Source organism: Kitasatospora sp. NPDC054939 (assembly GCF_053610105.1).
The window spans coordinates 1-14,717 of record NZ_JBSGXP010000010.1; the positions used below are offsets into that span (position 1 = coordinate 1).

Below are 14,717 nucleotides of genomic sequence, written 5' to 3' on the forward strand. Positions count from 1 at the left end.
GTGCCCGGGAGGGCGGCAGCGGCGGCCCGGACCGCCCGCCGCCCGACCCGCCGTCAGGCCGGCGGCGGCGGCCGTTCCAAGCCCTGTCCGGTCGATCTTGCCGGATCAGCGCGCGGTGTTGGGCGCCCGGCTGGGCGTGCGCCCGGATCGTCCTCGTACTGGACGTACTTGGGCGATTCGGGGGTGCGTCCAGCCGGGATGCCCGGCGTCGTGCGCCCGGCAAGATCTGCCGGACAGGGCTTAGAGTCGGTCCCCATGAAGTTCTTCCGGTCCAAGGCCGCACCGCAGCACGACCCGCACCTCACCGCCCTGACCACCGCCCAGGCCGACCACCTGCGCGAGCTGGTCCGCCACTACCACGCCGGCCTCGGTCCGCAGGTCGTCGTCGAGGGCGACACCCTGCGCGCCCCGCAGGGCACCCGCTCGCTGTACAACCTCGCCGAGCTGTGCCGACGCGCGGACCCGCGCGACTGGCCCCGCCTGGTGGAGCACCACTTCCGCGCCCTGGACGGCGCCGAGGACGCGACCCCGCAGGGCGCGGACGGCGTCCTGCGCACGGCCTTCCTGCGGCTGCTGCCCGAGGACGCCTTCCCGCCCGAGGCGGCGCCGTCCTTCAGCTACGTCCGGCCGGTGGCCCCGGGGCTGCAGGAGGCGCTGGCGCTGGACCTCCCCGACGCCGTGCGGATGCTGGACGACCAGGCGGTCGCCGAGGTGGGCCTGGAGCGGCTGCGCGCCGCCGGGCGGGCCAACCTGGTCCGCGAGCCGGTCGAGTACGCCGTCGCGCACGGGCAGAACGGCGCGGCCATGCACATCGCCTCCGGCGAGTCGATGTTCGTCGCCAGCAAGGCCCTGGTCCTCGACGAGCTGGCCCGCGCCGTGACCGGGCGCGAGCTGCCCGAGGAGGGCGCCCTGTTCACCGTGCCGAGCCGGCACTTCCTGGTCTTCCACCCGCTGGAGGGCCCGCAGGCGGTGGACGCGGTCAACGACCTGGCGGGGTTCGGCCTGGGCGCCCACCAGGACAACCCGGGCCCCCTGTCGCCCCGGCTCTACTGGTGGCGCAAGGGCGAGGTGACCTCGCTGACCCGGATCGACCACGAGACCCGCTCGTTCTCCGTGGTGCCGCCCGAGGAGCTGATGGCCGTCCTGCGCCGGCTGCACGCCGCGGGCTGACGGCCGGGTGCCCGTACGCCACGGGGGCGTCCGGGCACCGCGGCACCGCGTCCGCGGGGCGCCGGGCCGTTCGGCGCAGGTCAGAACGGGAAGCGGCTGCGCCCGTGCTGGACGGAGATCCACTTCACGGTGGTGAAGGCGTCCACGGTGGCCTCGCCGTTCAGCCGCCCGACGCCGGAGTTCTTCTCGCCGCCGAAGGGGACCACCGGCTCGTCGGCGATGGTGCCGTCGTTGACGTGGACCATGCCGGTCTCGATCCGCCGGGCGACCCGCACCCCGCGCTCGACGTCGGCGGTGTGCACGGCGCCGCTGAGGCCGAACGGGGTGTCGTTGGCGATCCGGACCGCCTCGTCCTCGCCGTCGAAGGGCACCACCAGCACGACCGGGCCGAACAGCTCGCGCTGCAGGATCGGCGCGTCCGCGGGCAGGTCGCCCAGGACCACCGGCGCCATCAGGCTGCCGACCGTCTCGCCGCGCAGCAGCGCGGTGGCCCCGCCGGCGATCGCGGCGTCGACCTGGCCGGAGATGGTGTCGGCCTGCACCGAGTTGATCAGCGGGCCGATCTGGGTGGCCGGGTCCTTGGGGTCGCCGACCCGCAGCGAGGCGACCTTGGCGACGAACTTCTCGGTGAACGCCTCCGCCACGCTGCGGTCCACCAGCACCCGGTTGGCGGCCATGCAGACCTGGCCCTGGTGGGCGAACCGGCTGAAGACGGCCGCGTCGACGGCGTAGTCGAGGTCGGCGTCGTCCAGGACGATCAGCGCGCTGTTGCCGCCGAGCTCCAGCACCGTGCGCTTGAAGTGCGAGGCGGCGACGGTGGCGACGTGCCGGCCGACCTTGTCGGAGCCGGTGAAGGAGATCACCCGGGGCACCGGGTGCTCGATGAAGGCGTCGCCGATCTCGGCGATGTCGGTGACGACCACGTTGAGCAGGCCCGCCGGCAGGCCCGCGTCCTCGAAGATCCTGCCGATCAGCGTGCCGCCGACGATCGGGGTCTCCTGGTGCGGCTTGAGCACCACGCCGTTGCCGAGGGCCAGCGCGGGCGCGACCGCCTTCAGCGACAGGAACAGCGGGAAGTTGAACGGGCTGATGACGCCGACCACGCCGACCGGCAGCCGGTAGAGGCGGTTCTCCTTGCCGGGCACCGGCGAGGGCAGGATGCTGCCCTCGGCGCGCAGGGCGAGGGCCATCGACTCGCGCAGCATGTCCTTGGTGAGGGCGAGCTCGAAGCCGGCCTTGAGCGCGGTGCCGCCGAGTTCGGCGACGATCGCCTCGGTGATCTCCTGCTCGCGCTCCTCGACGATCCGCAGCGCCCGCTCGAAGACCAGCCGGCGCTCGTACGGGCTGGTCTGCGCCCACTCCTTCTGCGCCCGTTCGGCGGCCCGGTAGGCGCGGTCCACCTCGTCGACGGTGGCGACGGTGATCGTGGCGAGCTTGTCGCCGCTGTACGGGTCGACGTCGACGATGTCCCAGGAGCCGCTGCCGTCGCGCCACTCGCCGTCGATGTACTGCAGCGCCAACTCGGAGAAGTACGACATCTGATCCCTCTCGTGCCAGTTCGGGGAACACTTCGATCGGATCAGGGCGTCGATGCGGTCAACCCGATCTGATCGACGCTCATCGTACTTATGCCCTACAGCTCTTGGCGTACGGAGTGGAGAAGTTCCCGTGTCTTCCCGGGGGACAGACTGTCGGCCACCAGGCCGTCCATCGCGGCGGAGTACTCCGCCAGTTCGGCCGGCTTGTCCAGGTAGAGCGCGCTGGTGAACTGCTCCAGGTACACGACGTCCGACAGGTCCGGCTCGGCGAAGGCCAGCACCGAGAACGCGCCGCCCTCCGCCCGCAGCCCGCCGAAGCCCAGCGGCATCACCTGCAGCACCACGTTGGGCAGCTCGGACAGCTCCAGCAGCCGGTCGATCTGACCGGCCATCACCTCCGGCCCGCACCACGGGCGGCGCAGCGCGGCCTCGTCCAGGACGGCGAGCAGCCGCGGGGCGCGCTCGCCGTCCAGCAGCGCCTGGCGGCGCAGCCGGACCTCCACCCGCCGGGCGACCTCGTCCTCCGCCGCGTGGTGGCCGCCGAGCCGGATCACCGCCCGCGCGTAGTCGGCGGTCTGCAGCAGCCCGTGGACGAACTGGACCTCGTAGCTGCGGATCTCGGCGGCGGCCTCCTCCAGGCCGACGTAGGTCTGGAACCAGCCCGGCAGCACGTCGCCGTAACCGTGCCACCAGGAGGTCGCGTTGGCCTCCCGGACCAGGTCGAGGAGGGCCGCCCGCTCCCGCTCGCCCTCGACCCCGTAGAGCGTCAGCAGGTCGGCGACGTCGCGCTCCTTGAAGCCGACCCGGCCCAGCTCCATCCGGCTGATCTTGGACTCGGAGGCGCGGATCGAGTACCCCGCCTCCTCCCGGCTCACCCCCCGGGCCTCCCTCAGCCGGCGCAGCTGGGAACCCAGCAGCAGGCGCCGTATGGTGGCGCCGCCACCTGACTGGGTCGTGCTCATCGCGCACCCTCCGCCTCTCGCGCAGCCCCCCGGCCGTCGGCCGCAGTCTGCCACCTGCCACCGACAAACAACAGTCCGTCAGCCCAGCCGTTCCAGCCGGAGCAGGCCGGGCACCGCGAGCACGCTGATCAGCAGGAGGAAGAGCCAGGGCAGGGCGGCCCCGCGGGTGAGCAGCAGGGTGAGCAGGGCGGGCGCGACGGCCTGGCCCACGTTCCAGGAGAGCTGGTAGACGGCGAGGTAGCGGCCCCGCCGGGCGGGGTCGGCGAGCGAGACGCTGAGCTCCTCGCGGAAGGGGGTGGCCATGGTCTCGGCGAGGTTGTAGAGGAACATCGCGGCGTACAGTCCGGCCAGGACGGCCCAGCCGGGGGCGGCGGCGACGAGCGCGAACAGGCCGAAGGCGACGGCGTTGACGAGCGAGGCGGCGGCGACCACCCGGGTGGCGCGGAACCGCTCCAGCCGCCCGGCCACCACGTTCCCGGTGAGCGCCACCTGCACCCCGTTGAGCACCAGCAGCGAGCCGGCCAGCCAGGCCTCGCGGTGCAGGCCCTCGGTGAGGTAGACGGCGAGCAGCATGCTGAGGATCATCGAGCCGAAGACGAAGACCAGGTTGATCGCGACCAGCAGCAGGTAGCGGCGGTCGCGCAGCACGGCCCGGTACCCGCCGCGCTCCCCCGCCCGCTCGGCCCGTTCCGGTGCGGCCGCCTCCTCGGCCGGCCCCTCGGCCGCCTCCTCGGGCGCGGCCGCCGTGGGCCGCCAGGTCGCCAGCAGGAACGCCGCGACCGCGTAGCTGACGGCGTTCAGCACCACAAGGAGCCGCAGCCCCCCGGTGCCGTCGGCCACCAGGACGGCGCCCAGCGCCCCGCCCAGGCCCATCCCGGTGTTGCGCAGCGTCTGCACCAGCGCGAACCAGCGGGTCCGTTCGCCCGCCCCGGCCGCCAGCACCACCAGGCCGGTGCTGGAGGTCCAGTACGCGACGTGGCCGACCTGGGTGAGCAGGCAGACCAGCACGATCTGCCAGGGCTGCCGGGCGAGCAGGTAGCCGCCGAAGGCCAGGGCGGAGAGCACGTTGCCGGCGGCGGCCACCGCGCGGGCGCCGTACCGGTCGATCAGCGGGCCGACGCCGATCGCGGTGGGCAGCGCGAGCAGCCGGGCGGTGGTGACGGCCGCGCCGATCGCGGCGATGCCGAGGCCGGTGGTGCGGGCGAAGTAGACCAGGGTGAAGGCGAGGACCAGCCCGGTGCCGAGGCTGTCGATCAGGTGGGCCCCGACCAGCCGGTGGCGGCCGACGGTGTCCGGCAGTCCGAGGCGGTCGCGGAGCGGGGAGAGTGTTGCGGTGGTCATGGCACGAGCCTCCGGGTGATGATCATTCCTGCCCAGAGATTCGACTGCCGTCGAATCGTCGACCCGACCAGCGCGTCCCCGACGCGCCGGAGGCCCCCGTGCTGACGCTGGACTTCTCCGCCCAGGACCTGGCGGCCACCCGCTTCGCCACCTCGCGCCTGCTGGAGGTGGTGGCGAGCGTCCAGACGCTGAAGGACCCGGGCGCCAAGGCCGTCCACCTCCCCTGGGTGCACCGGACCAGGCGGCGGCTGGCCGAGGAGGGCGTGCGGTACCCGCTGCTGTCCGAGCTGGTGCCGATGCCCGCCTGGCACCTGCCGGACTTCCTGACCGCGATCCCCTACGCCACCGCCGCCGGCCTGGAACCGGAGCTGGCCGTGCTGACCGCGACCCCGCCCGACACCGTCCGGGCCGAGCTCCGCCACCTGGACGGGCGGCTGCCGCCCCTGGTGGCGCGGCTGCGGGACGATCCTCCGGAGGGGCTGGCCCGGTTGGCCGACGAGATCCGGGCGTACTGGCGGGCCGCCCTGGAGCCGTACTGGGGGCGGATCGAGCGGCTGGTGGAGGGCGAGATCCTGCACCGGGCCCGGCGGATGGCCGCCGGGGGTCCGGGCGCGCTCTTCGAGGGGCTGCACCCCAAGGTCGCCTGGCGGGACGGCCGGATGACGGTGGCCCAGCGCCGGTACGACATCGAACGGCGGCTGGAGGGCGGGCGCGGGCTGGTCCTGGTGCCCGCGGCGTTCATCTGGCCGGGCGCGCTCTGGCAGGCCGACGACACCGGGCAGCCCGGGCTGGTCTACCCGCCGCGCGGGGTGGCGACGCTCTGGGAGTCCTCCGCCGCCACCGCCCCCGCGGGGCTGGCCCGGGTCGTCGGCGGCACCCGGGCCCGGCTGCTGGCCGAACTCGACGCGCCCGCCTCCACCACCGAACTCGCCGCCCGCACCGGCCTGTCGGCGGCGAACGTCTCGCACCACCTGACGGCGCTGCACGGGGCCGGCCTGGCCGCCCGCCACCGCACCGGCCGCACCGTGCTGTACGCCCGCACCGAGGCCGCCGAACTCCTGCTGGGCGGCTGAGCGGGCGCGGGCACGACAGCGGCGCCTGCCCCCAACTGGTCGGGGAGAGGGCAGGCGCCGTACAACCGCATGGGCCCGGCGACGCTGGCGGGGGCAGCGGCTCGTGCTCCCGGCGATGCGGCGCCGGGCGTTCACGGGGTGCCGGGCCCCGGAGGGCCCGGCGGTGCGGGTCAGACCGTCAGCGGACGGTCCGTCGGGCGGATCGGGGCGGGCAGCGGGGTCTTGCCGCCCAGGTACTTGTCGACCGCGGCGGCGGCCGAGCGGCCCTCCGCGATGGCCCAGACGATCAGCGACTGGCCGCGGCCGGCGTCACCGCAGACGTACACGCCGTCCACGTTGGTCGCGAAGCGGGCGTCCCGGCCGACGTTGCCGCGGGCGTCCAGCTCGACGCCGAGCTGCTCGACCAGGCCGTTCTGCACGTCGGTACCGGTGAAGCCCATGGCCAGGGTGACCAGCTGCGCCGGGATGGCCTTCTCGGTGCCGGGCACCGGCTCGAAGCGGCCGTCCTTGAACTCCACCTCGACGAGGTGCAGTTCCTGCACGTTGCCGTCCTCGTCGCCGCTGAAGCGGGTGGTGTTCACGGAGTAGATCCGCTCGCCGCCCTCCTCGTGGGCCGAGGTGACCTTGTAGGTCATCGGCATGGTCGGCCAGGGCTGGTGGCCGGGGCGGGACTCGCTCGGCCGCGGCATGATCTCCAGCTGGGTGACCGAGGCCGCGCCCTGGCGGTGGGCGGTGCCGACGCAGTCCGCGCCGGTGTCGCCGCCGCCGATCACGACCACGTGCTTGCCCTTGGCGCTGATCGGGGCGTCGACGAAGTCGCCCTCCTGCACCTTGTTGGCCAGCGGCAGGTACTCCATGGCCTGGTGGACGCCCTTGAGCTCGCGCCCGGGCACCGGCAGGTCGCGGGCCGTGGTGGCCCCGGCGGCGACCACGACCGCGTCGAAGCGCTCGCGCAGCTGCTGCCCGGTGATGTCCTCGCCGACGTGGACGCCGGTGCGGAAGCGGGTGCCCTCCGCGCGCATCTGCTCGATGCGGCGGTTGATGTGCCGCTTCTCCATCTTGAACTCGGGGATGCCGTAGCGCAGCAGGCCGCCGATGCGGTCGGCGCGCTCGTACACCACCACGGTGTGCCCGGCGCGGGTGAGCTGCTGGGCGACCGCGAGGCCGGCCGGGCCGGAGCCGACGACGGCCACGGTCTTGCCGGAGAGGCGCTCGGGGACCTGCGGGGTGACCCCGCCGTTGTCCCATGCCTTGTCGATGATGGTGACCTCGACGTTCTTGATGGTCACCGCGTCCTGGTTGATGCCGAGGACGCACGCCGACTCGCACGGGGCCGGGCAGAGCCGCCCGGTGAACTCCGGGAAGTTGTTGGTGGCGTGCAGCCGCTCGATGGCGCCGGACCAGTCGTCCCGGTAGGCCAGGTCGTTCCACTCGGGGATGAGGTTCCCGAGCGGGCAGCCGTTGTGGCAGAACGGGATGCCGCAGTCCATGCAGCGGCCGGCCTGCTTGGTGATGATCGGCAGGAGGCTGCGCTCGGCGTAGACCTCGTTCCAGTCACGGAGCCGGACGTCGACCGGGCGGCGCTCCGCCAGCTGCTTGGGCGTGGTCAGGAAGCCCTTGGGGTCAGCCATGTGCCGCCTCCATCATCTTGCGAGTGGTCTCGGACTCGGAGAGTCCGTCGCGCTCAGCGGCGTCCTTGGCGGCGAGCACAGCCTTGTAGTCGGTCGGCATGATCGTGGAGAAGCGGGAGACCCCGCTGCCCCAGTCGGCCAGGAGCTCGGCGGCGACGGTGGAGCCGGTCTCCTCGTAGTGCTGCTGCACGGTCTCGCGCAGCCATTCGCGGTCGGCGGCGCTGGGGGCCTCGATGCCCACCATGCCGCTGTTCACGTTCGCGGGCCGCAGGTCCAGCACGTAGGCGATACCGCCGGACATGCCCGCCGCGAGGTTGCGTCCGGTCTCGCCGAGGACGACGACCCGGCCACCGGTCATGTACTCCAGGCCGTGGTCGCCCACGCCCTCCACGACCAGGGTGGCACCGGAGTTGCGGACGGCGAAGCGCTCGCCGGCCTTGCCCCGGAGGTGGATCCGGCCGCTGGTGGCACCGTACCCGATGGTGTTGCCGGCGATCACGTGGTTCTGGGCGTCGTTGCCGATGGCGGCGGCGTCGCGCGCCGGGCGGACCACCACCACACCGCCGGACAGGCCCTTGCCGACGTAGTCGTTGGCGTCGCCCTCCAGGCGCAGCGTGATGCCGCGCGGCACGAAGGCGCCGAAGGACTGGCCGGCCGAGCCGGTGAAGGCCACGTCGATGGTGCCCTCGGGCAGGCCCTCGCCGCGGTAGCGCTTGGTCACCTCGTGGCCGAGCATGGTGCCGACCGTGCGGTTGACGTTGCGGATCGGCAGCTGGATGCGGACGGCGTCGCCGTTGACCAGCGCGTCCTGGGCCAGGTCGATGAGCTGGTTGTCCAGGGCCTTGTCGAGCGCGTGGTCCTGCGTGGTGGTGCAGTGCCGGGCGGCGCCCTCGGGCAGCTCGGGGACGTGGAAGAGCGGGGCCAGGTCGAGGCCCGCGGCCTTCCAGTGGTCGACGGCGGCCTCGGCGTCGATGTGCTCGGCGTGGCCGACGGCCTCCTCGATGGAGCGGAAGCCCAGCTCGGCCAGGATCTCCCGGACCTCCTCCGCGATGAACTCGAAGAAGTTCACCACGAACTCGGGCTTACCGGAGAAGCGGTCGCGCAGCACCGGGTTCTGGGTGGCGACGCCGACCGGGCAGGTGTCCAGGTGGCAGACGCGCATCATGATGCAGCCGGAGACCACCAGCGGGGCGGTGGCGAAGCCGAACTCCTCGGCGCCGAGCAGCGCGGCGATGACGACGTCGCGGCCGGTCTTCAGCTGGCCGTCGGTCTGCACCACGATGCGGTCGCGCAGGCCGTTGAGCAGCAGGGTCTGCTGGGTCTCGGCGAGGCCGAGCTCCCACGGGCCGCCCGCGTGCTTGAGCGAGGTGAGCGGGGAGGCACCGGTGCCGCCGTCGTGGCCGGAGACCAGCACGACGTCCGCGTGCGCCTTGGAGACGCCGGCCGCGACGGTGCCGACCCCGACCTCGGAGACCAGCTTCACGTGGATCCTCGCCGCCGGGTTGGCGTTCTTGAGGTCGTGGATCAGCTGGGCGAGGTCCTCGATGGAGTAGATGTCGTGGTGCGGCGGCGGGGAGATCAGGCCGACGCCCGGGGTGGAGTGCCGGGTCTTGGCGACCCACGGGTAGACCTTGTGGCCGGGCAGCTGGCCGCCCTCGCCGGGCTTGGCGCCCTGGGCCATCTTGATCTGGATGTCGTCCGCGTTGACCAGGTACTCGGAGGTGACGCCGAAGCGGCCCGAGGCGACCTGCTTGATCGCCGAGCGGCGCTCCGGGTCGTACAGGCGGTCCGGGTCCTCGCCGCCCTCACCGGTGTTGGACTTGCCGCCGAGGCGGTTCATCGCGATGGCGAGGGTCTCGTGCGCCTCGCGGGAGATGGAGCCGTACGACATGGCGCCGGTGGAGAAGCGCTTGACGATCTCGGAGACCGGCTCGACCTCCTCGACCGGCACCGGGGTGCGGCCGAGGCCGTCCAGCTTGAACAGGCCGCGCAGCGTCATCAGGCGCTCGGACTGCTCGTTCACCCGGTCCGTGTACTGCTTGAAGATGTCGTACCGGCGGTTGCGGGTGGAGTGCTGCAGGCGGAACACCGTGTCCGGGTCGAACAGGTGCGGCTCGCCCTCGCGGCGCCACTGGTACTCGCCGCCGATCTCCAGCGCGCGGTGCGCGGCGGGGATGCCGGAGGCCGGGTAGGCCTTGGCGTGGCGGGCGGCCACCTCCTTGGCGATCTCGTCCAGGCCGATGCCGCCGAGCTTGGTGGTGGTGCCGGCGAAGTAGGTGTCGACCAGGCCCTGGGAGAGGCCGATGGCCTCGAAGACCTGGGCGCCGCGGTAGGAGGCGACGGTCGAGATGCCCATCTTGGACATGACCTTCAGGACGCCCTTGCCGAGCGCCTTGATCAGGTGCTTGATCGCCTTCTCCGGCTCGACGCCGGTCAGGAAGGTGCCCTGGGCGACCAGGTCCTCGACCGACTCCATCGCCAGGTACGGGTTGACCGCGCCGGCGCCGTAGCCGATCAGCAGCGCGACGTGGTGCACCTCGCGGACGTCACCGGCCTCGACCAGCAGCGACACCCGGGTGCGCTGCTTGGTGCGGATGAGGTGGTGGTGGACCGCGGAGGTGAGCAGCAGCGAGGGGATCGGGGCGTGCTCGGCGTCGGAGTGCCGGTCGGAGAGCACGATGATCCGCGCGCCGTCGGCGATCGCGGCGTCGGCCTCGGCGGCGATCGCACCGAGGCGGGCGGCCAGGCCGTCGCCGCCGGTGGCGACCTTGTAGAGGCCGGAGAGCGTGACGGCCTTCAGGCCGGGCTGGTCGCCGTCGGCGTTGATGTGGATGAGCTTGGCGAGCTCGTCGTTGTCGATCACCGGGAAGGTGATGCCGACCGAGCGGCAGGAGGCGGCGTCGGCGGCCAGCAGGTTGCCCTCGGGCCCGAGGTTGGACAGCAGCGAGGTGACGAGCTCCTCGCGGATGGCGTCCAGCGGCGGGTTGGTGACCTGCGCGAAGAGCTGCACGAAGTAGTCGAACAGCAGGCGCGGCTTCTCGGAGAGCGCGGCGATCGGGCTGTCGGTGCCCATCGAGCCGAGCGCCTCGCCGCCGGTCCTGGCCATCGGCGCGAGGATGACGCGCAGCTCCTCCTCGGTGTACCCGAAGGTCTGCTGGCGGCGGGTGACCGAGGCGTGGGTGTGCGCGATGTGCTCGCGCTCGGGCAGCTTGGCGAGCTGGATCTGCCCGGCGGCGACCCAGTCCGCGTAGGGGTGCTCGGCGGCCAGCGCGGCCTTGATCTCCTCGTCCTCGACGATGCGGTGCTCCGCGGTGTCGACGAGGAACATCTTGCCGGGCTGCAGCCGGCCCTTCTTGGCGACCTTCTCCTGGTCGATGTCGAGGACGCCGACCTCGGAGGAGAGGACGACCAGGCCGTCCTCGGTGATCCAGTAGCGGGCGGGGCGCAGGCCGTTGCGGTCCAGCACGGCGCCGATCTGGGTGCCGTCGGTGAAGGTGACGCAGGCCGGGCCGTCCCAGGGCTCCATCAGGTTGGAGTGGTACTGGTAGAACGCGCGGCGGGCCGGGTCCATGGTGGCGTGGTTCTCCCACGCCTCCGGGATCATCATCAGCACCGAGTGCGGCAGCGAACGGCCGCCGAGGTGGAGCAGCTCCAGGACCTCGTCGAAGGAGGCCGAGTCGGAGTGGTCCGGGGTGCAGATCGGGAAGATCCGGTCGAGACCCTGCCCGTTCCTGTTCGCGGGGATCAGGTCGGTGGCGAGCTGGGACTCCCGGGCGGTCATCCAGTTCCGGTTGCCCTTGACCGTGTTGATCTCGCCGTTGTGCGCGACGAAGCGGTACGGGTGGGCGAGCGGCCAGCTCGGGAAGGTGTTGGTGGAGAAGCGCGAGTGCACCAGGCCGAGCGCGGAGGCGTAGAGCCGGTCCGACAGGTCGGGGAAGAAGGGCTCCAGCTGGCCGGTGGTCAGCATGCCCTTGTAGACGATGGTGCGGGCGGAGAGCGACGGGAAGTACACGCCGGCCTCGCGCTCGGAGCGCTTGCGGACCACGAAGGCGACCCGGTCGAGCTCGATGCCGGTCTTCCCGGGGTGGCCGACGAACAGCTGCCGGAAGCGCGGCATCACGCTGCGGGCGGTGGCGCCGAGCAGGTCGGGGGTGACCGGCACCTCGCGCCAGCCGAGGACGGTCAGGCCCTCCTCGGCGGCGATGGCCTCGATCTGCGCGACGGCGCCGGCCTCGGCCGCGTCCTCGTCGGGCAGGAAGCCGATGCCGACCGCGTAGGAGCCGGCGGCGGGGAGCTCGAAGGAGACCTTGCTGCGCAGGAAGGCGTCCGGGATCTGGGTGAGGATGCCCGCGCCGTCGCCGGAGTCCGGCTCGGCGCCGGTGGCACCGCGGTGCTCCAGGTTGCGCAGGACGGTGAGCGCCTGCTCGACGACGGTGTGGTCGGCGATGCCGGTCAGCGTGGCGACGAAACCGACGCCGCAGGCGTCGTGCTCGTTTCGCGGGTCGTACAGGCCCTGAGCAGCAGGTCGCGCATCCGGAACGAGCGCGTAGGGCGGGCGGTGGCCGCCGGCCTGGGGCTCGTTGGCGGAGTGCATGGATGCAGACAGCATCGGCTCTCCCGTCGTCGTCATTCAGCAGGTGCGGTGCAGTAGGGACGACGCTGGCCCTGATGCGATTTCGTGCAAGTTACATGATGCCCAAGTTCCCGGGAAGCGGGATATGCCGTCCAGATGCCGGACAGACCCGCAGGTCAAGGGAGTGGGAGGACGTGCCACAGTGCACGTCCCCCGATTGTGCCCGCCGGTCGGCCGCCCGAAACAGGGGCGAAATCCCCTGGCTACACGCGCCGATCTTGGTCGCCTGCGAATCCTTCCCGGGACGGATCCCGCGGATGCGAATCAGCGGGCGGCGAGCTCGAATACTGAGACTAGGCCAGGCCGGATCCGATGCCCATGTGCGGAACGTCACGCATTGACGGGCATACTCATGCAGTCGTCCGTGTCATCCCACAGTCCCGCCGATCAGCGCCCCCAGCAGGTACGTCACGCCGGCCGCCGCACCGCCCAGCAGCAGCTGCCGCAGTCCGCTGTACCACCAGCTGCGCGCCGTCACCCGGGCCACCAGCGCCCCGCAGGCGAAGAGCCCGGCGAGCGCCACCAGCAGCGCCGGCAGCAGCGAATCCGCCCCCAGCAGGTACGGCAGCAGCGGCAGCAGCGCACCGGCCGCGAAGCAGCCGAACGAGGAGGCGGCGGCCACCAGCGGCGAGGGCAGGTCGGCGGGGTCCACCCCGAGCTCCTCCCGGGCGTGCACCGCCAGGGTGCGCTCCGGGTCCCCGGAGAGCTGCCGGGCCACCTCGCGGGCGAGCGCCGGCTCCACCCCGCGGTCCACGTACAGCTGGGCCAGCTCGGCCAGCTCGCCGCGCGGGTTGCGGTGCAGCTCCAGGCGTTCGGCCTCGATCTCGGCCTGCACCAGCTCGCGCTGGGAGGCCACCGAGGTGTACTCGCCGGCCGCCATCGAGCAGGCGCCGGCGGCCAGGCCGGCCAGCCCGGTCAGCACCACCGTGCCGCCGGAGGCCGCGCCGCCGACCACGCCGGTCATCAGCGCGAAGTTGGACACCAGCCCGTCCATCGCGCCGAACACGGCGGGCCGCAGCCAGCCCCCGTTGACGTCCCGGTGGTGGCCCGCGGCGGGGATCCTCGGGGCGTCCGCGGTCTCGGGTTCCCGTACGGTCGTGCTCACGCTCTCGTCCTCCCCGTGTCCGGTCCTCTTCCTCGGCGCCGACCCGGTTCCGGCGGCGGCGTCGACGCCGGTCCGGGGCGGTCCCGATTCGACCGTAGTGCGGTCGGGCGGGGCGTTTCCAGCAAGCCAAGGCTGTCCGAACACGGCTCCGGCCGCCCTCCGCCGGAGGGGCGGGGACGGCCGGAGGCGCGGGTTCGCGCAGGTCAGGTGAGGTGGTCGGCGTCGTCGTCGACCACGGTGGCGGCGCCCTCGGAGTCGTCCCCGGAACCGTCGGAGTCGTCGGAACCGTCGGAATCGGCTCCGGTGCCCGGGGCCGGGTGCGCGGAGGGGTCGATGGTCGCCGGGTCCTCGCGGCCCGGGCGCTTCTTCCCGACGATCACCAGGTAGGCCACGGCGCCGAGGAAGACCAGCAGGGCGACCCAGTTGTTGAGCCGCAGGCCGAGCACGTGGTGCGCGTCGTCGATGCGCAGGTACTCGGTCCAGAAGCGGCCCACGGTGTAGCCGGCCACGTACAGCGCGAAGGCCCGGCCGTGGCCCAGGGTGAAGCGGCGGTCGGCCCAGATGACCAGCAGCGCGACGCCGACGCACCAGAGCGACTCGTAGAGGAAGGTCGGGTGGTAGATCCCCGTGATCACCTCGCCGGTCGGCAGGGTCCGGTCGATCTCCAGGCCCCACGGCAGGTCGGTCTCCCGCCCGTAGAGCTCCTGGTTGAACCAGTTCCCCCAGCGGCCGATCGCCTGCGCCAGCGCGATGCCGGGGGCGATGGCGTCGGCGTACGCGGGCAGCGGCACCCCCCGGCGGCGGGCCCCGATCCAGGCGCCGACCGCACCCAGGGCGATGGCACCCCAGATGCCGAGGCCGCCCTCCCAGATCTTGAAGGCGTTCCAGGGGTTCCTGCCCTCGGCGAAGTACAGCTGGTGATCGGTGATCACGTGGTAGAGCCGGCCGCCGACCAGGCCGAACGGCACGGCCCAGACGGCGATGTCGCCGACCGTGTGCTTGCCACCGCCCCGGGCGACCCAGCGCTTGCTGCCGAGCCAGACCGCGACGATCACACCGAGGATGATGCAGAAGGCATAGGCGCGCAGCGGTACGGGTCCGAGTTCGAGGACCCCGCGCGACGGGCTGGGAATGTAGGCGATATCCATGGCAGCACCGACGCTACATGGTCCGGCGCCCGGCCCGGGCCCCCGCCGGGTCACAGATCCCGAACATCCCGGCGGCCGCCCGACCGGGCCGGGTCGGCACGGAGCCGTCGCCCCCT

General features: G+C 72.8%; 9 protein-coding genes. 2 read left to right on the top strand and 7 right to left on the bottom strand.

What is annotated here, in order from left to right; all coding sequences use genetic code 11:
• The first annotated feature begins 255 nt into the window (after positions 1-255).
• Positions 256-1,170, top strand: a complete 915-nt coding sequence (locus tag ACWGB8_RS04840; RefSeq protein ID WP_452210293.1) for a hypothetical protein — start codon at positions 256-258, stop codon at positions 1,168-1,170.
• Positions 1,171-1,250: 80 nt separating this feature from the next.
• Here the strand turns inward: ACWGB8_RS04840 and ACWGB8_RS04845 are convergent, their stop codons facing one another.
• The 3 genes from ACWGB8_RS04845 to ACWGB8_RS04855 form a co-directional block, all read right to left on the bottom strand.
• Positions 1,251-2,708, bottom strand: coding sequence for an aldehyde dehydrogenase family protein (locus ACWGB8_RS04845; RefSeq protein ID WP_452210295.1), 1,458 nt, complete (start codon positions 2,706-2,708; stop codon positions 1,251-1,253).
• A 95-nt stretch (positions 2,709-2,803) separates the two neighbouring features.
• Positions 2,804-3,670 (bottom strand): helix-turn-helix domain-containing protein, encoded by an 867-nt coding sequence (locus ACWGB8_RS04850; RefSeq protein ID WP_452210297.1) that lies wholly within the window; start codon positions 3,668-3,670, stop codon positions 2,804-2,806.
• Between the two features lie 78 nt (positions 3,671-3,748).
• Positions 3,749-5,011, bottom strand: a complete 1,263-nt coding sequence (locus ACWGB8_RS04855; protein ID WP_452210298.1) for an MFS transporter — start codon at positions 5,009-5,011, stop codon at positions 3,749-3,751.
• A gap of 98 nt (positions 5,012-5,109) precedes the next feature.
• Between ACWGB8_RS04855 and ACWGB8_RS04860 the strand changes: the two genes are divergently transcribed.
• A complete protein-coding gene (locus tag ACWGB8_RS04860) occupies positions 5,110-6,084 on the top strand; it encodes an ArsR/SmtB family transcription factor (protein WP_452210299.1) in 975 nt (324 codons plus the stop codon).
• A gap of 170 nt (positions 6,085-6,254) precedes the next feature.
• Here the strand turns inward: ACWGB8_RS04860 and ACWGB8_RS04865 are convergent, their stop codons facing one another.
• The 4 genes from ACWGB8_RS04865 to lgt all read right to left on the bottom strand — a co-directional run bounded on the left by ACWGB8_RS04865 (position 6,255) and on the right by lgt (position 14,601).
• Positions 6,255-7,715 carry a glutamate synthase subunit beta gene (locus tag ACWGB8_RS04865; RefSeq protein ID WP_452210301.1) on the bottom strand — a complete coding sequence of 487 codons (1,461 nt, stop codon included), beginning with the start codon at positions 7,713-7,715 and terminating at the stop codon, positions 6,255-6,257.
• Positions 7,708-12,309: a glutamate synthase large subunit gene (gene gltB / locus ACWGB8_RS04870; RefSeq protein ID WP_452210423.1), complete on the bottom strand. Its 4,602-nt coding sequence runs from the start codon at positions 12,307-12,309 to the stop codon at positions 7,708-7,710. The genes ACWGB8_RS04865 and gltB overlap by 8 nt, the downstream gene beginning before the upstream one ends.
• 406 nt (positions 12,310-12,715) lie before the next feature.
• A complete protein-coding gene (locus tag ACWGB8_RS04875) occupies positions 12,716-13,408 on the bottom strand; it encodes a VIT1/CCC1 transporter family protein (protein ID WP_452210425.1) in 693 nt (230 codons plus the stop codon).
• A gap of 248 nt (positions 13,409-13,656) precedes the next feature.
• Positions 13,657-14,601 carry a prolipoprotein diacylglyceryl transferase gene (gene lgt / locus ACWGB8_RS04880; protein ID WP_452210303.1) on the bottom strand — a complete coding sequence of 315 codons (945 nt, stop codon included), beginning with the start codon at positions 14,599-14,601 and terminating at the stop codon, positions 13,657-13,659.
• Between the last annotated feature and the right edge of the window lie 116 nt (positions 14,602-14,717).

What these genes read in the sequence shown, in the direction of transcription:
- ACWGB8_RS04840 (WP_452210293.1), top strand. Translation starts at nt 256, where the DNA reads ATGAAGTTCTTCCGGTCCAAGGCCGCACCGCAGCACGACCCGCACCTC.
- ACWGB8_RS04845 (WP_452210295.1), bottom strand. Translation starts at nt 2,708, where the DNA reads ATGTCGTACTTCTCCGAGTTGGCGCTGCAGTACATCGACGGCGAGTGG.
- ACWGB8_RS04850 (WP_452210297.1), bottom strand. Translation starts at nt 3,670, where the DNA reads ATGAGCACGACCCAGTCAGGTGGCGGCGCCACCATACGGCGCCTGCTG.
- ACWGB8_RS04855 (WP_452210298.1), bottom strand. Translation starts at nt 5,011, where the DNA reads ATGACCACCGCAACACTCTCCCCGCTCCGCGACCGCCTCGGACTGCCG.
- ACWGB8_RS04865 (WP_452210301.1), bottom strand. Translation starts at nt 7,715, where the DNA reads ATGGCTGACCCCAAGGGCTTCCTGACCACGCCCAAGCAGCTGGCGGAG.
- gltB (WP_452210423.1), bottom strand. Translation starts at nt 12,309, where the DNA reads ATGCACTCCGCCAACGAGCCCCAGGCCGGCGGCCACCGCCCGCCCTAC.
- lgt (WP_452210303.1), bottom strand. Translation starts at nt 14,601, where the DNA reads ATGGATATCGCCTACATTCCCAGCCCGTCGCGCGGGGTCCTCGAACTC.